Source organism: Corynebacterium sp. H128, assembly GCF_037482625.1.
In the GTDB taxonomy this organism is placed as follows: Bacteria; Actinomycetota; Actinomycetes; order Mycobacteriales; family Mycobacteriaceae; genus Corynebacterium.
The window spans coordinates 26,089-46,487 of the sequence record NZ_JBBHKW010000002.1 but is presented as its reverse complement, the minus strand read 5'-3'; the positions used below and the strand labels follow the sequence as shown (position 1 = coordinate 46,487).

The 20,399-nt window shown below is 58.1% G+C and carries 19 protein-coding genes; 10 read left to right on the top strand and 9 right to left on the bottom strand.

Going from position 1 to position 20,399, the window contains the following annotated elements:
* Nucleotides 1-15 precede the first annotated feature (15 nt).
* Together glgP and WG915_RS02055 are read left to right on the top strand one after the other, a co-directional pair.
* Complete coding sequence (gene glgP, locus WG915_RS02060; RefSeq protein WP_339563707.1) at nucleotides 16-2,619, top strand: alpha-glucan family phosphorylase; 2,604 nt, start codon at nucleotides 16-18, stop codon at nucleotides 2,617-2,619.
* 27 nt (nucleotides 2,620-2,646) lie between these two features.
* Nucleotides 2,647-3,309, top strand: coding sequence for a GntR family transcriptional regulator (locus WG915_RS02055; RefSeq protein WP_339563706.1), 663 nt, complete (start codon nucleotides 2,647-2,649; stop codon nucleotides 3,307-3,309).
* 5 nt (nucleotides 3,310-3,314) lie between these two features.
* Here WG915_RS02055 and WG915_RS02050 read toward each other — a convergent pair whose 3' ends face one another.
* Nucleotides 3,315-4,568 carry an amidohydrolase gene (locus WG915_RS02050; protein ID WP_339563705.1) on the bottom strand — a complete coding sequence of 418 codons (1,254 nt, stop codon included), beginning with the start codon at nucleotides 4,566-4,568 and terminating at the stop codon, nucleotides 3,315-3,317.
* 18 nt (nucleotides 4,569-4,586) lie between these two features.
* The gene (locus WG915_RS02045; RefSeq protein ID WP_339563704.1) at nucleotides 4,587-5,927 is read right to left on the bottom strand and encodes a DUF4921 family protein; all 1,341 of its coding nucleotides are present in this window, start codon (nucleotides 5,925-5,927) and stop codon (nucleotides 4,587-4,589) included.
* Nucleotides 5,928-5,958: 31 nt separating this feature from the next.
* Here WG915_RS02045 and WG915_RS02040 point away from each other — a divergent pair, with 31 nt between their 5' ends.
* Nucleotides 5,959-6,312, top strand: coding sequence for a hypothetical protein (locus tag WG915_RS02040; protein WP_339563703.1), 354 nt, complete (start codon nucleotides 5,959-5,961; stop codon nucleotides 6,310-6,312).
* Nucleotide 6,313: 1 nt separating this feature from the next.
* On the opposite strand, the gene WG915_RS02035 is transcribed toward WG915_RS02040, so the two are convergent.
* Nucleotides 6,314-7,402, bottom strand: a complete 1,089-nt coding sequence (locus WG915_RS02035; RefSeq protein ID WP_339563702.1) for a glycerate kinase — start codon at nucleotides 7,400-7,402, stop codon at nucleotides 6,314-6,316.
* 366 nt (nucleotides 7,403-7,768) lie between these two features.
* On the opposite strand from WG915_RS02035, the gene gdhA reads away from it, so the two are divergent.
* Nucleotides 7,769-9,115, top strand: a complete 1,347-nt coding sequence (gene gdhA / locus WG915_RS02030; protein WP_339563701.1) for an NADP-specific glutamate dehydrogenase — start codon at nucleotides 7,769-7,771, stop codon at nucleotides 9,113-9,115.
* Nucleotides 9,116-9,209: 94 nt separating this feature from the next.
* On the opposite strand, the gene rbsD is transcribed toward gdhA, so the two are convergent.
* Genes rbsD through WG915_RS02000 form a run of 6 tightly spaced genes read right to left on the bottom strand, consistent with a single transcriptional unit; the run spans nucleotide 9,210 to nucleotide 14,962 of the window.
* On the bottom strand, nucleotides 9,210-9,584 hold the full coding sequence (gene rbsD, locus WG915_RS02025) for a D-ribose pyranase (protein WP_339563700.1): 375 nt from the start codon (nucleotides 9,582-9,584) through the stop codon (nucleotides 9,210-9,212).
* On the bottom strand, nucleotides 9,584-10,489 hold the full coding sequence (locus WG915_RS02020; RefSeq protein WP_339563951.1) for a ribokinase: 906 nt from the start codon (nucleotides 10,487-10,489) through the stop codon (nucleotides 9,584-9,586). Before WG915_RS02020 ends, rbsD begins: the two co-directional genes overlap by 1 nt.
* A complete protein-coding gene (locus WG915_RS02015) occupies nucleotides 10,486-11,409 on the bottom strand; it encodes a D-ribose ABC transporter substrate-binding protein (RefSeq protein WP_339563699.1) in 924 nt (307 codons plus the stop codon). The genes WG915_RS02020 and WG915_RS02015 overlap by 4 nt, the downstream gene beginning before the upstream one ends.
* Nucleotides 11,410-11,447: 38 nt before the next feature.
* A complete protein-coding gene (locus WG915_RS02010) occupies nucleotides 11,448-12,404 on the bottom strand; it encodes an ABC transporter permease (protein WP_339563698.1) in 957 nt (318 codons plus the stop codon).
* The gene (locus tag WG915_RS02005) at nucleotides 12,401-13,936 is read right to left on the bottom strand and encodes a sugar ABC transporter ATP-binding protein (RefSeq protein ID WP_339563697.1); all 1,536 of its coding nucleotides are present in this window, start codon (nucleotides 13,934-13,936) and stop codon (nucleotides 12,401-12,403) included. Before WG915_RS02005 ends, WG915_RS02010 begins: the two co-directional genes overlap by 4 nt.
* 9 nt (nucleotides 13,937-13,945) lie before the next feature.
* On the bottom strand, nucleotides 13,946-14,962 hold the full coding sequence (locus tag WG915_RS02000; RefSeq protein ID WP_339563696.1) for a LacI family DNA-binding transcriptional regulator: 1,017 nt from the start codon (nucleotides 14,960-14,962) through the stop codon (nucleotides 13,946-13,948).
* 229 nt (nucleotides 14,963-15,191) lie between these two features.
* Between WG915_RS02000 and WG915_RS01995 the strand changes: the two genes are divergently transcribed.
* From WG915_RS01995 to WG915_RS01970, 6 genes are all read left to right on the top strand, one after another.
* The gene (locus WG915_RS01995; protein ID WP_339563695.1) at nucleotides 15,192-15,908 is read left to right on the top strand and encodes a DivIVA domain-containing protein; all 717 of its coding nucleotides are present in this window, start codon (nucleotides 15,192-15,194) and stop codon (nucleotides 15,906-15,908) included.
* A 51-nt stretch (nucleotides 15,909-15,959) separates the two neighbouring features.
* Nucleotides 15,960-16,433 carry a YceD family protein gene (locus WG915_RS01990; protein WP_445227769.1) on the top strand — a complete coding sequence of 158 codons (474 nt, stop codon included), beginning with the start codon at nucleotides 15,960-15,962 and terminating at the stop codon, nucleotides 16,431-16,433.
* Nucleotides 16,430-17,161: a ribonuclease III gene (gene rnc / locus WG915_RS01985; RefSeq protein ID WP_339563693.1), complete on the top strand. Its 732-nt coding sequence runs from the start codon at nucleotides 16,430-16,432 to the stop codon at nucleotides 17,159-17,161. The genes WG915_RS01990 and rnc overlap by 4 nt, the downstream gene beginning before the upstream one ends.
* Nucleotides 17,162-17,998 carry a bifunctional DNA-formamidopyrimidine glycosylase/DNA-(apurinic or apyrimidinic site) lyase gene (mutM, locus tag WG915_RS01980; RefSeq protein ID WP_339563692.1) on the top strand — a complete coding sequence of 279 codons (837 nt, stop codon included), beginning with the start codon at nucleotides 17,162-17,164 and terminating at the stop codon, nucleotides 17,996-17,998. It begins immediately after the preceding gene.
* Nucleotides 17,999-18,519: 521 nt separating this feature from the next.
* Nucleotides 18,520-19,959 carry an alanine/glycine:cation symporter family protein gene (locus tag WG915_RS01975; RefSeq protein WP_339563691.1) on the top strand — a complete coding sequence of 480 codons (1,440 nt, stop codon included), beginning with the start codon at nucleotides 18,520-18,522 and terminating at the stop codon, nucleotides 19,957-19,959.
* On the top strand, nucleotides 19,956-20,222 hold the full coding sequence (locus WG915_RS01970; protein WP_339563690.1) for an acylphosphatase: 267 nt from the start codon (nucleotides 19,956-19,958) through the stop codon (nucleotides 20,220-20,222). Before WG915_RS01975 ends, WG915_RS01970 begins: the two co-directional genes overlap by 4 nt.
* Nucleotides 20,223-20,399 lie beyond the last annotated feature (177 nt).

The following is a 20,399-nucleotide window of genomic DNA, read 5'->3' as shown; positions in this document are numbered from 1 at the left end:
GGCAAAGTGAAGGGCGTGAAACCTTCAAACACCATCAACGTTGTTCAAAGCGTCCCGCCGGCCCTCGCACCGTTGTGGCACCTCGCCATGAATTTGCGTTGGTCTTGGCGCCAAGAAACCCGCGACCTTTTCAGTGAAATCGATCCGACCCGATGGAGCGACTTCGATGAGAATCCCCGCCGGATGCTCATGGAGGCCTCCTCGGAGCGCTTGCGCGAACTCGCTGCAGATCGGGATTATGTCGAGCGCGTCAATGCTGAAGAAGCTGATCTTAATTCCTACCTGCAATCCTCCTTCTGGTACCAAAACAGCCATGCGACGCATCAGATTGAGGACCAAGCGACCGTAGGTGAAAGCGACCTCGGTCCGGCAGATCCGATTGCTGCATACTTCTCAATGGAGTTTGGTATTCACCCCTCCCTCCCGATCTACTCCGGTGGCTTGGGAGTTTTGTCCGGCGACCACATGAAGTCAGCCTCCGATCTTGGTGTCCCGCTTATCGGCGTCGGACTGTTGTACTCCTACGGCTACTTCACTCAGTCCCTGTCCGGCGATGGCTGGCAGGAGGAGCACTACGAGTACCATGACCCGAATCTGCTTCCGGTGGAACAAGTCCTTGATGAGAAGGGCCAGCAGCTTAAAGTCACCGTCGCTTTCCCAGAGGGACGCGACATTGTTATCGCCCTGTGGGTGGCTGCAGTAGGGCGCGTCCCGCTGTTGCTGCTCGATACCAACATCCCAGACAACCCGCCGGACATGCAGGATGTCACTGACCGGCTTTATGGCGGCGACAGTGAACACCGAGTCCGCCAAGAACTAGTCCTTGGCGTCGGCGGCGTGCGTGCTGTCAATGCATTCTGTGATTCCCGTGGCTTGGCCCGCCCACGAGTTGCCCACCTCAACGAGGGGCATGCCGGCTTCTTAGGACTCGAGCGGATTCGCGAGCGCATGGTCGAAGGGGCCACATTCGATGCTGCATTAGCCCAGGTGCGCGCAGCCAGCATCTTTACCACCCACACCCCAGTGCCAGCAGGCATCGACCGCTTTGACATGAACTTGGTCCGACGATACCTGGGTGAAGGGCTACCGGAGGAGCGCCACCTCGTCCCCGGCGTTCCGCTGGATCGTTGTCTTTCCCTGGGCGCTGAGGCAGACCCGCACCGATTCAACATGGCGCATATGGGCCTGCGCCTATCGCAGCACGCCAATGGCGTCGCAAAGCTGCACGGTGAGGTCTCCCGCCATATGTTCGCTGCCCTCTACAACGGTTTTGAACCGGAAGAGGTCCCAATCGGCTCGGTCACCAACGGCGTACATTTGCCTACCTGGACTAAACCCGAAATGCGCGCGATCATCGAACGCTTTTCCGAAGGCCAGGATCTGGCAGTTGCCGACGAGTGGAGCAACCCAGACGCGGTTAAGGATGAAGAGCTGTGGGGCGTACGCAACAAATTGCGTGGGGATCTCGTCCGCGTCGCACGCAAAGCGATCAAACAATCCGGAATACGACGTGGCCAGTTCGCAGCCCAGCTGAGCTGGACCGACCGTGTGTTGGATCCGAATATTCTCACCGTCGGCTTTGCGCGCCGTGTGTCCACTTATAAGCGTCTGACGCTGATGCTGAAAAACCCGGAGCGACTCCGCAAGATTCTGCTCAACGAGCAGCGTCCCGTGCAGTTCGTCATCGCGGGCAAGGCACACCCCAATGACATGGGTGGCAAGAAGTTGATGCAGGAAATCGTTCGTTTCGCAGACGAAGCCGGCGTGCGCGATCGCTTCCTCTTCCTACCGGACTATGACATCGGGCTCGCAAGCTACCTGGTTTCCGGATCAGATATCTGGCTCAATAACCCGGTGCGGCCGCAGGAGGCCTCCGGAACCTCTGGCATGAAAGCCGTGATGAATGGCTGCTTGACCTTGTCTATCTCCGATGGCTGGTGGGACGAAATGCCACAAGAGGGCTATGGCTGGACCATTCCGACGGTGGAGACAGATGATCAGATGTTCCGTGATCAGCTAGAAGCAGAAGCACTCTATGATCTCCTCGAGTATGAGATCGTGCCGAAGTTCTACGAACGGGACGAAGCCGGGGTACCTCGTGAGTGGCTCGACATAGTTCGCCGTTCCATGACGGAGCTTTCGCCACTGGTCAGCTGCACCCGCATGGTGCGTGATTACACCGAGCAGTACTACCGTCCTGCAAATCACGCTGCGCGACTGGTGATGCGCGATCCGGATGCCGCAGAGCAGTTCGTGAACTGGAAAGAACGGGTGTATCAGTCCTGGCCAAACCTCCGTCTGGCTGATCTGCAGCTGCGGAACGCCTCCGATACCAACCGCGCGGTTACCGCCGGAGAAACAGCGAGCATCTCTGTGGACGTGGAGCTGGGCATGCTGACCGGACGCGATGTTGACGTCCAAGCGGTCTTCGGCGCGCTGGATCACGAGGGCAATCTAGTGGACACCACCGTCGTCTCGATGCAGGACAATGGGGAAGGACGTTATTGGGCTGAGCTGCCGATTCACGAGCCAGGTCAGCTTGGGTACACCGTCCGCGTTGTGCCACGGCATCAGCTCTTACCCAACCCGGCTGAGCTGGAATTGGTGAAGTTCTATTAATGAACCCCGCGGAGTAGGGTAAACCGTATGAGTTCGGTGACCTTCGAGCGGGGACGCACCCCTATGACGCAGGCCGAGTTTTCTTACACGGAGCTGCGTCGCGCTATCACCTCCGGGGAACTCCCCGGAGGTTCTCATATTGTCCAATCAGACTGGGCTGAGAAATTGGGGGTTTCAGTGACCCCGATTCGAGAAGCAATACGCCGTTTGGAACAAGACGGCTTAGCCCAGTCCGAAGCTCATAAAGGCACGACGGTCACGGGGTTCAGTCTGGAACGAGCGGAAGAGGTGTATCACCTCCGCTCGATTCTGGACCCGATCCTCATCCGCAAATACTTTGAGGGACCTGCCCAAGATCTTTCCGGTGCCAAAGATATGATGCACCGTCTTAATGCGGAATCGGATCCGGTGCTCTACGCCGACCTTGATCGGGAATTCCACTGCGCGCTGATGTGCATCGACGATTCATGGACTTCCCGAATCGTACTCAACCTCTCCCTCGCAGCTGCTCCCTACGTGTGCGTCGCCCTCCAATCGAAGCCGGAGTTGTTCAGCTCAGGTGCCAAGGACCACTCTGCTTTGATTGAAGCCTTTGAAGCAGCAGACGTGGACCAGTGCGTAGAACTACAAACGCAGCACCTGCTGCGGACACTCGCGGTACTGCGCACCCTCCCGTTACCGAGTGAGTAGCCCTCCTAGATGGCCAAGTACGTCAGGATAGCGGTGGCCGCTGCCTTATTCGCGGTGGTGACTGTGGGCTCAAAATCTGGCAGGAACGTACTCATGTGGTTCGAGGGGACATCCTCCGCGATTCGGTCAGTAGCCACCGCTTTCTCCCATTGCTCGCGCGGTGTGGCACCCAGCATCCAGTACAAATATGGGGCGTCATACGCCCGCGGAATCTGGGAAAAGTCCTCGGAGGCGGTCCAGGGGGCGCCGTCTACGGAGTCTTCCCCAAAGACTGCATCAAAGTTGCTGCGGACGCGTGCGAAGACCTCAGGGTCATTGTCTGTCAGTGGGGCATGGTTGGTGTACTCAAAAGTCGGGGGCTGTGGGCAGCCCGAGGCCGCACATTCGCCGCGGACCACGCGCTCAATGGCGGCGTAGAGATCTTTCTTGATCTCGTCATTGTAGGTGCGGCAATTCAGTACCAGATATGCCGATTCAGGGATAGTGTTGTTCGAGTTTCCGGAGGACAAGGTACCTACGGTGATGACGGCGAATTCCGATGGAGGGATTTCTCGCCCGACGATTCCTTGCAAACGCACAACCACCATGGCCGCCACAAAAGTGGGGTCGATGGAAAGGTGCGGCATTGATCCGTGAGAGGACTTGCCGAAGATCTTGATTCGAATGGAATCTGCAGCGGCGAGCGCTGGACCTGGCATAGACCTGATGGTGCCGGCGGCGCCAGGGCCAATATGCTGGCCAAATACCACATCTGGTCGTGGCATGACCTCTTTGAGATTGTCCTGGACCATGCGGAGCGCGCCGGCGCCATTTTCCTCAGAAGGCTGGAATAGGGCGACAAAGGTGCCAGACCAATGCTCGCGCAGGTCGTCAAGAAGCGCACAGCAGCCAAGCAAGGCAGTGGTGTGCATGTCGTGGCCACAAGCATGCATCAGCTTTGTGCGCACTCCCTGTGGGGTGACACCTTCCGCAACGGAGGCGAAGTCGACACCGGTCTTTTCTTCTACAGGAAGGGCATCAAAGTCGGCGCGCATGACCGCGGTAGGTCCGGCGCCGTTTCGGAAAATTGCGATGATGCCATAGCCGCCGATACCGGAGATCACTTCGCAATCGAAGTCTGCTAGCTTCCGCAGAATTTGTTGCGCTGTGCGCTTTTCCTGCATGGATAGCTCAGGGTGGGTGTGCAGATCACGATAGAATTCGCGCTGCCACCCTAGATCGATTGTGGACTGGGCGAGGATGGAAGTGATTTCGGACATACCCTTAACTTTAGACCTCTAACTCCGCAGTATGGGGTTGTACTTGAGGGAGTTTCGTTCCACGTTCGCCTCAGTGGCAATGCGGACGGTCGGGGCGATTCGGTTCTCTTCGCGGAGTCGGAACAGTTCCGGTACTACGCGATCCCGAATGTTCTGCGGTGAAAGCGTGTTGAGGTAAATCTTGGTGCCGCCTTCAAATCCTGCGAGGTTGGAGACACGCCACTTGATCATCACGCGCCATGGCATAGGAATATCTAGGTCGATTGGCTTATGGTGCCATTCCTCGTTGCAAGGCACGTTGGCGCCGGTGGCGGCGTGGCAGGCGTGGATGAGATCACTCATAGCGTTGATCTCCGCTGTGGTCTGCAGCCAGGGCTCCGGGGTTGCTGATTTCGAGTAGACCTCTAGCGTTGGGTAACGGTGCCCGAAGCCGGCGAAAGCCACCGCGTGATCATTCTCAGCAAGGATGAGGTTGTGGTAGTTCGCGTAGTCTACCGCCCACTCGTTGTACATATTCGGGTTTGCCCGCAGCCGTGAAATCTCCGCCTCTGCATGAACTCCCCGCTCATCAATGGCAACCAGCTGTTTGTGCAGATGGTCAAAGGAGGCTCCGGCGGGCTTGAGCCAGTTCTGGAAAACCGCGACATAAGGCGCGTAGCGGTTGCGGGAGTAGAGGTCGGCGATGGCTTCTGTGGTGAAGCGAATCATCGCGCGGTGTTCCGCGACGCTAAGGGTGCCTGAAGACGCCAACTGTGAATCGTGTGTTGCGCCGTCGATAAAGTGGCGGCGTCCAATAATCAGATCGTGCCCGCCACCGAAGTAGCTGTCAGCGCGATCTACCAGTTCTTCTTCGGTGAGGGCCTCCAGCTCTGCTTCGCTTTTGCCGGCAGCCCGCAAACGTGTCTTGACGATGTTAAAAACGTGCTCCCGGCCTTCCGGATCAGCAAGGTATTCGTGCATCCTCAGGGCAGTTTCTGCGTCCATCTCATAGCCGTAGTTCTCCTGCCAGTAGTCGTAGGAGACAATTTCGAAAAGGTTGGGGACGCGGCGAAACTCTGCGGTGCTGCTAGCAAGCTGTCCTGGAAGCAAGCCCGGCCGGGTGACCCAATTTCCATCTTCCAGCACCACCCGCGCCTTTTCTGGTGGAGTTTGCAGGAGTCGTTCGGAGCAGAAGGCGCACGCCGCGCGATGATCATCTTCGCTGAGTTCCCGCGGGTCGGTTGCAGGCGTGGAGAGGGGGCGATTGCCACGACCGGGCACCGTCCACACCTCGGTTCCCGTGAGAGGGTTGACCTGCTTCAATGTGCCATCGGCCATTGTGATTAGCGGGGTAGGGCGGTTGAGAAAAGGTGTGCTCATACTTATCGACCTTATTAGCTACGCTGAGTTTATGCCTGAGATTATTTTCGATGTCCTCGTTCCCGAGTCTGAGATTACCTCCCTGCTAGCACGCTTTGAGAAACTTGCCAGCACCATGAAGCTCACCGCGCTACTCGACGGCGAGGCTGTCGTAGCTGCTGAAGTTGCAGAGCAGCTACGCGCCCAAGTCGAGGGCGATGCCGACGACTATCGAATGGCTCGATACGTGGTGCATGCTCCCAACAATCTGAACCACACCGCGATGACTTTTGCCCGGCTCCTTACCCCACACGCCGACCTGCCTGCAGAACCGGCGTTGTTGGAAAACGAGCAGGAGTTTGAGATCGCAGCTGACTATCCCTGGGTTGTGGAAATCCGTCCCTGACTTAAGTATTAAGCTGCCGGGCGATGCGTTCGCCAGCATCGATGAGCTGGGTGTTGATGTCGGCATCGATGAGCTCGGCCGTGAGGATGTCAGTGGCGGGGGAGTCCTTGAACCGGCCGGCGACGATGGCAGCTTGCGTGCCTTGTTTCGCCGCGAGTTCCAAGACCATGCCCGTAACTTTGTCGCGAGATGATTGCTCGTCAAAGGAACCCTCGCCCGTGATCACAACGTCAGCCTCGTGCAAGTGTTCTACCAGTCCCATGGATTCGGCGACCACCTGTGCGCCGGGGAGCACCTTGATGGCGGATTCTGTGCCATGCATGATGGCGGACAGCCACGTGAGTGCGATAGGTAGGCCCCCTGCAGCGCCAAAACCGGGTCGGGTGGGGTCGATTCCGCATTTTTCACACAGCGTGGCCAGCGCTTTATCCAGAACAGCAACATCTTCCGGGGAGGCACCCTTTTGGGGGCCGAAAACTGCTGCGGCCCCGTTGGGGCCGATAGCAGGGGAGGTTACGTCTGTGAGCAGTACCCATTCCACACTGGCGGCGGGGATGTTGAGCTGGGCAGTATCGAAATGGTCGAAGTCTTCCAGTGCTGCGCCACCCTGCCGTAGTGGGTTCCCAGCGGCATCCATTGCGCTAGCACCGAGAGCAACAAGGATTCCCGAACCGCCGTCGACGGTGGCGCTGCCTCCCAGGCCCAGCGTAATTCTGCGGGCGCCGCGAGAAACAGCGTCAGCAATCAGCACTCCGGTGCCATAGGTGTCGCCGGTGGTTGGGACTGGGCAGTCGGCGACAGCTGGAAGCCCGGAGGCGGCGGCAACGTCAATGAAGGCTTCTGGGTAGGCATCGTTAAAGACGTAACTCGCTTCGGTGAGGCGGCCTGCGGCATCGGTGGTGGGGAGGGTGATGGTGCTTCCCTCAAAGCAGGCGGCGGTGCCTTCACCGCCGTCGGCAAGCGGCAGTAGGGTGACTGTGGCGTCGGGGAGCACGCGCTGGATTCCCTTAGCGATGAGCTCGGCGGCTTGGGGAGCGGTTGCTGTTCCTTTGAAAGAATCTGGGGCGATCAACACGCGGAGCGTATGCATAATATCCAATCTGTTGTATATTTGCGGTTGGAGTTTTATTCTCACGTTATGGAACTTTGTTCAACAAAAGCATCCGTCATATGAGATGGTCAGTGTGCTTTTTGACGTTTTGCCAGGCAATTTCCAGTTGTGATCCACATCTCAAAAACGGCCGAATTCTGGCCTGTGGCTCATTTCTGGGAAAAGCCGCCACGAATATTCTGATAAAGTTTTCACCGTCACGTTGTTAGCTGAAGTAATTCACTTGCAGGTGGTCGTTTTATCAACATCCGCGGCAATCGCAATTCTTGCCCGGGGTAGAAGCCATTATTGCACCCCGGAAGAACAAGGGTTGTGAGGCTGCGCGAATACCGAAAGGAATGCAGCATGTCTTCTATCGAGGCCCAAGTCTCTGACTATTACAACAAGCTTCTGCTGCGCAATGCCGGCGAGCCAGAATTCCACCAGGCTGTTGCCGAAGTACTCGACTCCCTCAAGATCGTGCTTGAAAAGGATCCACACTACGCCGACTACGGACTCATCCAGCGCCTCTGCGAGCCAGAGCGCCAGCTGATGTTCCGTGTTCCTTGGGTTGATGACAAGGGTGAAGTCCAGGTCAACCGTGGTTTCCGTGTTCAGTTCAACTCTGCAATCGGACCTTACAAAGGCGGCCTGCGCTTCCACCCATCTGTCAACCTTGGCATCATCAAGTTCCTCGGCTTCGAGCAGATCTTCAAGAACTCCCTGACCGGTCTGCCAATCGGCGGCGGCAAGGGCGGTTCCGACTTCGACCCCAAGGGCAAGTCCGACGCCGAGATCATGCGATTCTGCCAGTCCTTTATGACCGAATTGCATCGCCACATCGGCGAATACCGTGACGTGCCAGCAGGCGATATCGGAGTCGGCGGACGTGAGATCGGCTACCTGTTCGGGCAGTACCGCCGCCTGGCAAACCAGCATGAATCCGGTGTTCTCACCGGTAAGGGCCTCGCCTGGGGTGGTTCCTTGGTGCGCACCGAAGCCACCGGCTATGGCCTGGTGTACTTCACCAAGGAAATGCTCGAGGCACATGGCTCCTCCTTCGAAGGCAAGAAGGTTATTGTCTCCGGCTCCGGAAACGTGGCCATCTACGCCATCGAAAAGGTACAGGAGCTGGGCGGCACTGTCATCGCGTTCTCCGATTCCACGGCATGGGTAGAGACGCCTAACGGCGTTGACGTTGCCAAGCTCAAGGAAATCAAGGAAGTACGCCGCGAGCGTGTCACCGCTTACGTTAACGAGACTGAAGGCGCCGTGCTGCACACAGAAGGATCCATCTGGGATCTACCTTGTGATGTTGCATTGCCATGTGCCACTCAGAATGAGCTCGGTGGCTCCCACGCCAAGGCGCTGGCAGACAACGGTTGTAAGTTCGTCGCAGAAGGCGCAAACATGCCATCCACCGCGGAGGCGATCGAGGTTTACCGCGAGCGAGGCATCCACTTTGGTCCAGGTAAGGCTGCCAACGCCGGTGGCGTTGCTACCTCCGCATTGGAGATGCAGCAGAACGCTTCCCGTGACTCCTGGAGCTTCGAGTACACCGACGAGCGGCTGCACAAGATCATGTCGGGCATCTTCCAGAACGTTGCCAAGACGGCCAAAGAATACGGTCACGAAGGCGACTACGTAATCGGCGCCAACATTGCAGGCTTCAAGAAGGTTGCTGACGCAATGCTCGCACAGGGCGTTATCTAACACCGACAAAAAATCGGCCCGCTTCCTGTCCCCTGCTTAGCTGCAGTGATCGGAAGCGGGCCATTAGTGTGCTCATGGGACCTGAACGGCCACGCTAGAATGCCACTCCTGAAGTGAGGATGACATTGGCATAGGCTGTGGTCTCTCCGGTGCGAACCACAAACTTGACGTCGCTGAGCAGCGCCTTGAGCTCTTCATGGCTTTCCTTCCGGAGGGGCAGCCCGTTGAAGAGCGCCACTACTTCTTCAGGCGACTCTTCAGCGACAAGCGATTCTTGAATCACTACCTCTTCCCGTAGCGCTGCCAGCACCTCACTGAACCTCGGGATGCCAAAGACCAGCGCCAAATCGATTACTGGTACATGGCTGGGGATAGGTAACCCGCAGTCAGCCACCGCAAAGGTGTCTGTGTGCCCGAGCTGGTTGATTGCAGCGGCTAGCTCCGCGTTCAAAATGCCCAACTTGCGCATCAGTGGACCTCCGGTAGTGGATCGGATAGGGAAGGGTATGACGGCTGAGCGCCGTGCTTGGTGGCAGCATAAGCACCGACACGAGCGGCATGTTGGGCCGCAGTACGGAGCGAATGGCCAGCCAGCAATTGGGCTGCCAGCGCCCCAGTGAAGGCATCACCAGCCCCGGTAGTGTCTACCGCCGTGATCGATGGCGACGGGATGGCGGTGAGCCCGGCACTATCGCCGAGCAGGGCACCCTTGGCGCCCAGAGTGAGAACAACGGAAGCAAAACCGGCATCGAGCAGCGCACTCACCATGTTTGCGGGCTCAGACTGCGGCGCAGTAATACCGAGCTGAGTCATAACGAGGCCGGCTTCGTGTTCGTTGACAACCAGGGGGTCAGCGCGGAGAAGCGCTGCGCGATCAACGTCGATGACAGGCGCCAAGTTGATAATGACTCGTCCGCTCGCTTGCGCCACCGCAGCGGCGAAGCCCTCGGCCGGAATCTCGCCTTGTAGGAGCAGGATTTCTGCATCCGACACTGAGTGGGATGCCAGGAAATCGCCGTCTACTGCTGCGTTTGCACCTGGCACGACGATGATCGTGTTTTCGCCGTCTTCAGCCACAGTGATGATCGCAAGTCCGGTGGTTGTCTGCGCTAGCTGCGAGATGTGGGAGCAGTCCACACCGGAAGAACGCATGAGGGAGAGCGCAGACTCTGCGTACGCATCGTCACCAACCGCGCCGATGAAACGAACGCGGGCTCCCTGCAGCGCTGCGGCTACTGCTTGGTTTGCTCCCTTACCGCCAGGCAAAATGTCCCCGCCGGAGCCAAGCAGAGTTTCGCCTGGCTGTGGGTGGCGGTGTACCTGGACGAATAGGTCAGCGTTGATGGAACCAACTACGCAGAGCGTCTTCATTATTTGAACTCAGCAACGTTGGAGGAATCTACGGTCACGACCTCAACCGGGATTTCCTTCTTAGCGTCCTTGCCGTCGAGAAGTGCCTTGGCCTGCTCCACGGCCTGTGCACCCAGCTCAGCTGGCTGCTGTGCGATGGTTCCTGCAAGCGAGCCCTTTTCGACGGCTGCAATACCGTCAGCGGTGCCGTCGAAACCAAATACCTTTACTTCCTTGCCTGCCTTCGCTCCCAGAGCCTCAATAGCGCCGAGTGCCATTTCGTCGTTCTCAGCAAAGACTGCCTTGACGTTGGGGTGTGCCTGCAGCAGGTTAGTGGTGACGTTCAGGCCTTCGGTGCGGTCGAAGTTGGCGGTCTGCTTCGCCGCAACCTTGATGTTCGGGAAGGCGGAGATACCTTCTTCGAAGCCCTTGCCACGGTCACGGGAAGCGGAGGATCCGGCAATGCCCTGCAGAATCAGTACTTCGCCTTCTTCGCCGATTGACTTCGCCAGTGCTTCGGCAGCTTGCTTGCCGCCAGCGACGTTGTCAGAAGCAATGAAGGATGCGATCTCGCCCTCGCTTGCGGAGCGGTCAACGGCGATCACTGGGATCTTGGCGTTGTTGAGGGACTTCACGGATGGGACAACAGCGTCGGAGTCGGTTGGGTTGACAATGACCACGCCCGAGCCGGAGGTCTCTGCATTCTTGAGCTGGTCTGCCTGGGTGGAGGCGTCATCGGACGCATCCTGGATGCTGAGCTTCACGCCCAGCTCATCGGCCTTCTTTTGTGCGCCGTCGCGCAGTTCTACGAAAAATGGGTTGGATTGGGTGGACAGTGCCAGTGTGACGGAATCCTGGCCGGCCTCACCGCGGTTGCAGGCTGTCATGCTGAAAGACAGGGCGAAAATGGAGGCAATAGCGAGGGACTTGCGTGCGATGGACATGAGGTTCCTTTCGAGAACTGTGTGGGAAGACAGGGGGATTAGTTGGCAGTCTTATTTCGGATTACGTCGAATCCAACGGCGAGTGCGATCACCAAACCAATGACAATCTGCTGCCAGAAGGATGAGACATTCAGAAGGTTGAGTCCGTTGCGGATGACAGCGAGGAGCATCGCGCCCACCAGGGTGCCAGTTGCCTTTCCGGAACCACCGGCTAGGGAAGCACCGCCAATGACGACGGCCGCAATGGCATCTAGCTCATAGCCCACGCCAGCTTGTGGCTGCGCCGAGGAAAGACGGCCGGCCATCACCAGACCAGCGAGGCTGGCAAACAGGCCGGAAAGCGCGAACACCGTGATCTGAATCTTCTTTACCGGCAGACCAGACAACCGCGCTGCTTCGAGGTTGCCGCCAATCGCATACATGGAGCGACCGAGGACGGTGCGCTCCAAGATGAACCAGCAGATCAGGCCCGCCAGCACCATCATCACAATCGGAATGGGCACCCCGCCCACGGTGGAGCCGAGGAAGTTCACGGAATCAGCTGTCGGCATCGGTGAGCCTTGGGAAATAACCAAGGTTGCGCCGCGGGCGACGGACATCATGGCAAGAGTGGCAATAAAGGAGGGGATCTTGCCGAAGGCGGTGGCCATACCGCAGATCATGCCGGCCATCGCGCCGATGATCAGGCCGATAAGCAAAGTGACCCAGCCGGGAAGCGAAGTACTGCCAAAGAAGGAGGCGGAGACCATAGCTCCCAGTGCGGCGACGGAGCCGACAGAGAGGTCGATGCCAGCGGTGATGATGACGAAGGTCATGCCGAATGCCAAGATCGCAACTGTGGCTGCTTGGATACCGATGTTGACGAAGTTGTTCACCGTGAGGAAGTGCGGGGTGGCGATGAACAACGCTACGCACAAAACAATGAGGCCAACGAGCGCACCGTTGTTCATCATCCAGTTGAGTACGCGGTGCGAAGGCGTCTTCGTGGTGGTCATGAGGAGAGCTCCTGGTCTGAGTCTGAATTGGTGTTAACAGCACTGGTGAGGTTGGCGACAGCAAGGGTCATGACCTCATCTTGAGTGGCGGTCGGTGGTAGTTCCCCGGCGACCTCGCCGCCAGACATCACGAGGACGCGATCGGACATGCCGAGGACTTCGGGCAAGTCTGAGGAGACCATGAGTACGGCACCGCCGGCGGCTGTGACCTCGTTGATGATGTTGTAGATTTCTACCTTTGCGCCGACGTCGACGCCACGGGTTGGTTCGTCAAGCAGCAGCACTTTCGACCCCGCGAGCACCCAACGGCCAAACACGGCCTTTTGTTGGTTGCCACCGGACAGGTCCCGGATCGGCTGGTGGATGCTGGCCATCCGGATGCGGAGCTTGTCTGCGACCTCGGTGGCGCGACTGGTTTGTCCGCGGCGGTCAGCCAGCCCGAAGGTACTGGTGGACCGTAGTGTGGCAAAGCCAAGGTTCTCACCGACGGTGGCATCTAAAACTAGGCCTTGGCCCTTGCGATCCTCGGGGACGTGCCCGATCCCCTGCGCGATTGCCTTGGAAATGTTGCCGGAAGCTAGACGCTGTCCATCGACGATCACTGTGCCGGAATCGACCTTGTCTACGCCCGCGATGGCGCGCACAACTTCTGTGCGGCCGGCCCCGACGAGTCCTGCCAAGCCGACTACTTCACCAGCATGCACAGTGAAACTGACGTCTTTGAACGCCCCCTGTGAACTCAGCTCGCGAACCTCCAACAGCGGCGCGCCAGGTTGATGAGAAACGTGTGGGTACTGGTCCGCGATGTCACGGCCGACCATCAGCCGAACGAGCTCATCCTCGGGTGTGTGCGCCGGTACTTCAGCGACGAAAGCGCCGTCGCGTAGTACGGAAATCGTGTCTGCGATCCGTGCGAGCTCATCGAGGTGGTGCGAGATGAAGACCATGCCCACGCCCTTTGCCCGCAAATCCGCGATCACGGAGAAGAGCTGATCGACTTCCTTGCCGGTGAGTGCGGCAGTAGGTTCGTCGAGGATCAGCATTCGGGCGTTCATCGACAGTGCCTTGGCGATTTCCACCAGCTGTTGCCGCGCGATGCCGAGCTCAGCAACTGGTGTGTCCAAATCGACGTCGAGCCCGATGAGGCGCAACGCGGCCTGTGCTTGGCGACGCAATTGAGAGAAATTGACCAAGCCAAAGCGTGATGGCGTACGACCGAGCATGATGTTCTCGGCGACGGTCATCGTGGGGACCAAGTTCAATTCTTGGTGGATGGTCGCAATACCGAGAGCTTCGGAAGCCTTAGAGTTAGGCAGGTGTACTTCCTTGCCGTCAACGATGATGCGCCCGGAGTCTGGTTGGTAGACACCAGCCATCATCTTGATCAGCGTTGACTTTCCAGCGCCATTTTCACCGAGCAGCGCTTGGACTTGGCCCGGCCGGACGTCAATGCTGACACCGTCGATGACGGTTACGGGTCCGAAGGACTTTGTCACTTCCTCTAGCCTGAGGATTGGTGTTGTGTTCGACATCTGGTTGGCTCACCTCCTTGAGGTTTCGTGGGGCCCGCAGCAAGTAGTCGCCCGGGGGATGAACGTGGTTGCAAGGTCGCCAGGAGGCGGCTGCGGTCTCTTGGCGTCGATAAGCTCGCAGAGGCCAGCATGGGCCCGTGTGCTCATCGCCACCACGTCTTGGTCGATTACCGAAATCGGCGTGGGCTGTAGCGACATGTAGAACAGGTCATCAAAGCCCACGAAAGCAAGAGCAGTACCAACCGCGATGGACGTGGAATAGCAGTAGTCCAGCGCGCCGAAGGTCATCATCGAATCTCCTGCGATCAGCGCGGTGACGCCCCGGCTGAGCAGCTCGCGCGCCCCTTCGATTCCCTGGGTGACCTCGTAACCACCGGGATATACCTCGGTGTCGCCCAAGCCGAGTTCTTGACACACCGCGTTAAACGCCGCCAATCTGGCCACTCCTGTTGATGTCGATTGCGGCCCGGAGAGGAAACCGATGTGCGTGTGTCCGAGTTCTTGCAGCGTCCGCAACGCGGCACGAAGACCCGGCAGTGGATCCGAGACATAGGCATCGAGGTTGGTTTCGGGGACGGTGCGGTCAATCAGGACGATGGGAGTGCCGGCATCTCGGGTGTCCCGTAGTAGTTCCGCACAGTCCTCGCTGGGGACAACGATCATGCCGTCAACCCGCATCTGTGACAGTGAGTGGATTGCAGTTTCGAACTGGACAGGATCTTCGTCGCTGGTGGTGATGAGGGTGGTTTGGCCATGCTGGGTGGCGCACTTTTGAATGGTGGCGGCCATGGTGGCGAAATAAGGGTTGTTCAGCGTGGGGATAGCGAGCCCGATGAGTTTGGTGCGCGAGTTGCGTAGTCCGCGGGCTTGAACGTTGGGCTGGTAATTGAGCTCTTTAGCTACTTCACGCACACGATTTCGGGTGGTCACAGAAATGGAGGGTTTATCTGCTAGCGCGCGGGATGCAGTGGAGATAGAAACTCCGGCAGCAGCTGCAACGTCCTTGAGGTTGGAGGGCGAGCTCACTAGCTTTCCTCCTTTGTGCAGGTAATAGACTATGCAAACGTTTGCGTAATATTGCTAAACCTACTGTTCCTCAAGTTGGACTGTCAAGTGAGGTGTGACACAGCAGGGAAGGGGTTGTGCGAGAAGCCATGGCTATCCGCTGTTATGGAGGGGCGATATGTGAAAAGAACTCCCACGCTTGACGCGTGTGCCCCGAGATTGTGTGATCGGGTAGGTAAGCTGAGGAACCATGTACCGCGTATTCGAAGCCTTGGATGAAATGGTTCAGACCGTCGAGCAGGCCTATGGCGTGCCGATGACCGCAAACTGCATGGTGCCCCGCAACGACATGCTGGCGCTTCTCGACGACCTCCGCAACGCACTACCCGTGGAAATCGATGACGCACAAGACGTCCTCGATCAACGTGATGAAATTATCCGTGGCGCCGAGGATCGTGCGGCGGACATTGTGGATGATGCGGATGCGCAGGCCACCGACCTGGTATCCCGTGCCCGGCAGGACTCTGAAATGATGCTCGGCGATGCCGAGAATCGTGCCCACGCCATGGTGGCTAAGGCACAAGATGAAGCAGACCGACTCGTTGAGGAAGCACGCCGCAAGTCTGATGACTTGGTCGATCGCGCCACCGCGGAAGCAGAGCGCCTAGAGATTCAGGCCCGTGATTCCTACGATCGAGCCGTTGAAGAAGGCCTCGCTGAGCAACAGCGTCTGATTTCCGAATCGGAAGTGGTTCGTCGTGCAAACGAGGAGGCGCATCGCGTAGTTGACGCGGCGCATACCGATTCCAACCGCCTGCGCCAAGAGTGCGATGCCTTTGTGGACAACAAGCTCGCTGAATTCGAGGATTCCCTTTCCGGAACCTTGCGGGCAGTTTCTCGTGACCGCGCAGCATTGCGTCGTGGTGCAGGTGCCGTTGGTGCGCAGCCCCGAGAGGACAGTATCTAAGTGTCCTCACCATTAGTATTTAACGTCGTGAAGCTGCTGCGCGGTAGCGGAATGCCGGAGCAGCGCACCCAGTCAGGGCAGGCGGATGAGCGTATCGGCGTGCAAATGATCGCGATTGAACCAGGCACTCCGGTCACTGTCGATGCAACACTCACCCCGCTGGGCGAGGGCATCATGGTCGATGCCACGGTCACTGCGACGCTCACCGGACAGTGCTCCCGCTGCTTAACCACGCTGCATCCGGACTATGAAGTGTCCGTGAACGAGGTCTTTGCGGCTACGGACACCTTCATCCAAGGCGAAGACGCCGAAGATGACGATGATGTCCCACAGGTAGCTGGCGACACTATCGACCTAACCCAAAGCCTCATCGACGCCGTTGGCTTGGACCTGCCATTTAATCCAGTGTGCGATTATTTTGGTCTCGAATGCGGTGACGCTGAGGTCCCCGCGCCCGATGGAGTTTCCGGCGAAGAAGACGAACGCCCAGATCCACGCTGGGCTGGACTGGAGAAGTTTAAGTGAGTCGTAAGAAAGGCCGCGTCACCGGCCAAGAAGCCCTCGACGCGGCCTTTACTGCCGTCGATCACACGCCGCTGCTAGCAGCGCTCGGGGTGGAATTGACTGAGACGAACCTGCGTCTGGCATTGACACACCGCAGTTTTGCCAATGAAAACGGCATGCTGCCGAACAATGAGCGCCTAGAGTTCTTGGGTGACGCCGTGCTCGGACTGTCCGTGGCAACGCAGCTGTACCACCAGTACCCAGACCGCGCGGAGTCTGACATCTCCAAGATGCGAGCCAGCATCGTTAGCCGTTACGGCCTGGCCGACATCGCGCGTGAGATTAATTTGGGCCAACATATCCTGCTTGGCAAGGGCGAGGATTCCACTGATGGGCGCGAAAAGGACTCGATCCTCGCGGACACGATGGAAGCCATTCTCGGTACCATCTATATCCAGCATGAGTTTGCAGTCGCCCGGGAAGTGGTATTGCGGCTGTTCAAACACAAAATTGATACTGCCTCCGCAAAGGGCTTGCACCAGGACTGGAAGACTACTTTGCAGGAAAAGGTGGCTGAGAAGAAGCTACCGGCGCCTGTCTACGAATCTGAGTTCACCGGCCCAGACCACGAGCAGACCTTCACCTCACACGTGGTGATCAACGGTGAGCGCAAGGGCACTGGCACTGGGCCGAACAAGAAGCTTGCCGAGCAGCAGGCCGCCCACATGGCCTACCTCGCAATCCGCTAAATGCCTGAGCTTCCCGAAGTCGAAGTCGTTCGGCGTGGGCTTGTTCCGCACGTCGTCGGTCGAAAGATCGTGTCTGCGTCCGTTATGCATCCGCGGGCAGCGCGACGGCAGATTGGTGGGGCAGTCGAACTCGCTGCGCGGCTTGGGGGAGTGCAAATTACGGGCGTCGATAGGCGGGGCAAATACCTCTGGCTGAGCGCCGCGGATGAGGCACTACTCATTCACCTGGGCATGAGTGGCCAGATGCTGGTCAAGACCGCTGGCACCGCGCCACACAAGCATCTGCGCGCCAGCGCTGCGCTTGATGACGGCCAAGAGCTGTGGTTCGTAGATCAGCGCACCTTCGGATACTGGCACTTTAGTGAGTTAGTGGATGGTGTGCCGGAGTTGGTGTCTCATATCGCGCCTGACCTTCTAGATGCGGCGCTGGACCTTTCTGCCATATCAGCGCGGATTAATGCTCGACGCTCTGCTATTAAGCGAGTGCTGCTCGACCAAACCGTGGTATCCGGAATTGGCAATATCTACGCAGACGAGATGCTGTGGCAGGCGGGCATCCATGGCGAGCAGGCTGCTTCTTCATTGTCTCTCGCGGAGATCACCGCTTTGCTGCGGGCGGGCATTGATGTGATGCAGCGTGCTTTGTCAGAAGGCGGGACCTCTTTCGATTCCTTGTACGTCAATGTCAACGGAGAGTCGGGGTACTTCTCCAGGTCGCTCAATGCATACGGGCAGCAAGGGAAGCCATGTAAACGCTGCGGGACGCTTATGGTGCGCGAACAATTTGCGGGTCGGGGATCACACCTTTGCCCGCAGTGCCAGCGGGTGGATGGATAGCGTTGAGCCGGTTTGCCACTAGCTCGAACCATGCGATGGTAGTGCTAGGTAGTAGAGCCTCAGCGGGGCTTGCTCCAGCTGCCCGCACTATTGGGTTCCACAATTCTTGCAACAAAACCTGCTGTCGCGCGGCTCGGTGCGCTACCAGGAGGAGCCGAACACCCGTCGGCAAGCGTTGCGACGGCGCCAGCAAAGTCACTCGTAGGACTGCTGTGGCACATGAGCGATGGCCGAAATAGATGCCCTGTTCGAGGAGCTGCCGAGATTTGGAGTTGGGAACCTGGAGCCAGCTGGCCCGCATCGGCTTAGCAAGAATTTCAACTCAATACGGTGGGCAACACGGCATTTGGAGGTCTTCGTTCAGCAGGGGGGGTACGGGGAGCGGATAGACGCTGCGCTACTAGCGTCTGATCAATAGTTTGCAGCAAAGTGGTAGCGCTGATTGCAGACCCTAAACAGCGCCTGAATAAAAATTTGCGGAACGATTAAACGCAGAACAACTTTGCCATTACGCTACGTATATGGAAAACATCCAAACCTACGTAGATACATTTAACGAGCATTACTGGAAATTCGTCCTCGTGCTCCTTGTTGGTGCTGGCGTGTGGTTCTGTATCACCACGGCTCTAGTGCAGATTCGTTACATTCCGGACATGTTTAAGGCGGTTGTTGAGAAACCGTCAGAAATCTCCGAGGGCCAAAAAGGTATCTCGGCGTTCAAAGCATTTACCATTTCCGCTGCCTCCCGAGTAGGTACCGGCAACGTAGCAGGCGTCGCCATCGCCATCGCGACCGGCGGTCCGGGCGCAGTGTTTTGGATGTGGATGCTCGCCACGATCGGCGGCGCAACCTCATTCGTAGAATCCACCCTGGCGCAGGCCTTCAAGGTGCGGGATCACTCTTCTTACCGTGGTGGCCCCGCGTACTACATCACCAAGGTTTGGAAGCAGAAGTGGGCAGCCGTGCTGTTCGTCGTGCTCATCACCGTGACCTATGGTTTCGTATTCAACGCAGTTCAGTCGAACTCCATCTCCGAGGCGATGGTGGCATCGATCGACGCTGACCCCGCTACGACAAAGCTCACCGTGGGCATCGTGCTGGCACTGCTAACCGCAGTAATTATCTTTGGCGGTGTGCAGCGCATCGCGAGCTTCACACAGGTAGTAGTGCCGTTTATGGCCGTTATGTACATCGTTATCGGTGTGCTCGTTCTCGGTATCAACGCAGACAAAATCCCGGGCATGATCTGGTCCATCTGGACCCACGCTTTCGGAACCCGCGAATTCGCAGGCGCCACCCTGGGCACCGTGATCATGAAGGGCGTACAGCGCGGATTGTTCTCCAATGAGGCTGGTATGGGCTCTGTTCCGAACGCCGCCGCAACCGCATCTGTGTCTCACCCGGTTAAGCAGGGCCTAATTCAGACTCTCGGTGTGTATTTTGACACCGTGATCGTGTGCTCGATTACTGCGTTCATCATTCTTTTGGCACGCGGTGACATCGATGAAGAACTCACCGGCATGCAGATGACTCAGAACGCTCTGGCATCTAACGTGGGCGAGTGGGGCATCCACTTCCTCACCGTAGTCATCATCTTCTTGGCCTTCTCCTCGGTGATTGGCAACTACTACTATGGCCAGAGCAATATCGAGTTCCTCACTAAATCCAAGCTGGTCTTGAACGGATTCCGCGCGCTGGTGGCATTGTGCGTCTTCGGCGGCGCGATGGGCTCCGTGCCACTCGTGTGGGCGCTGGCTGATACCTTCTCCGGTCTGATGGCAACAGTCAACCTCATCGCTATCTTGCCCATGGGCGGAATTGCGGTGGCACTGCTCAAGAACTTCGCAGAACAGCGCAAACAAGGACTCAATCCCGTCTTCCACCGCGACGATGTCAAGGGCATCCGTGGCTGGGAAGGCATGGAGTGCTGGGACGGTTCTGACCCACTGACCCACCGGTGATCCGACTGACTGTGTTTGTGCTGGGACACGTCCAAGGCGTTGGCTTTCGCTGGCACACTCGCTCCCGCGCCCTCGAACTAGGTTTGGCTGGAAGCGCCACTAACCTCAGCGATGGTCGAGTGTGCGTGGTGGCGGAAGGTCATCGCAAAAAGTGCGAAGATCTCCTGGCGTGGTTGAGAAGCACCCAGGCGCCTGGAATCGTAGAAGCCGTGATCGAGCAGTGGTCGCAGCCACGTGGAGCTACCGGGTTCGATATGCGTTAAACGCCGGCTGCGCAATCAGCTTGCTGATCAAAATTCCTCAAATCTCCCTGCCTCGAAGCAGCTCCTCGCAGAAATCCTCAAGTTGCAGGATCGGATGGGGGCGCAGCGGCAGGGAGATTCGCCGTATGTGCCGGAATCGGACACGGCCTCCTCCCGGGAGCGCTGCGGGGAACACAT

Bases quoted from the DNA above. Each gene is read 5' to 3' on its own strand.
- WG915_RS02040 (WP_339563703.1), top strand. From the start codon at position 5,959: ATGCCTGAGATTATTTTCGATGTCCTCGTTCCCGAGTCTGAGATTACC.
- WG915_RS01990 (WP_445227769.1), top strand. From the start codon at position 15,960: ATGCCGGAGCAGCGCACCCAGTCAGGGCAGGCGGATGAGCGTATCGGC.
- WG915_RS02055 (WP_339563706.1), top strand. From the start codon at position 2,647: ATGAGTTCGGTGACCTTCGAGCGGGGACGCACCCCTATGACGCAGGCC.
- mutM (WP_339563692.1), top strand. From the start codon at position 17,162: ATGCCTGAGCTTCCCGAAGTCGAAGTCGTTCGGCGTGGGCTTGTTCCG.
- WG915_RS01975 (WP_339563691.1), top strand. From the start codon at position 18,520: ATGGAAAACATCCAAACCTACGTAGATACATTTAACGAGCATTACTGG.
- WG915_RS02045 (WP_339563704.1), bottom strand. From the start codon at position 5,927: ATGAGCACACCTTTTCTCAACCGCCCTACCCCGCTAATCACAATGGCC.
- WG915_RS02015 (WP_339563699.1), bottom strand. From the start codon at position 11,409: ATGTCCATCGCACGCAAGTCCCTCGCTATTGCCTCCATTTTCGCCCTG.
- WG915_RS02035 (WP_339563702.1), bottom strand. From the start codon at position 7,402: ATGCATACGCTCCGCGTGTTGATCGCCCCAGATTCTTTCAAAGGAACA.
- rbsD (WP_339563700.1), bottom strand. From the start codon at position 9,584: ATGCGCAAGTTGGGCATTTTGAACGCGGAGCTAGCCGCTGCAATCAAC.
- WG915_RS02005 (WP_339563697.1), bottom strand. From the start codon at position 13,936: ATGTCGAACACAACACCAATCCTCAGGCTAGAGGAAGTGACAAAGTCC.
- WG915_RS02010 (WP_339563698.1), bottom strand. From the start codon at position 12,404: ATGACCACCACGAAGACGCCTTCGCACCGCGTACTCAACTGGATGATG.
- WG915_RS02050 (WP_339563705.1), bottom strand. From the start codon at position 4,568: ATGTCCGAAATCACTTCCATCCTCGCCCAGTCCACAATCGATCTAGGG.
- WG915_RS01995 (WP_339563695.1), top strand. From the start codon at position 15,192: ATGTACCGCGTATTCGAAGCCTTGGATGAAATGGTTCAGACCGTCGAG.
- gdhA (WP_339563701.1), top strand. From the start codon at position 7,769: ATGTCTTCTATCGAGGCCCAAGTCTCTGACTATTACAACAAGCTTCTG.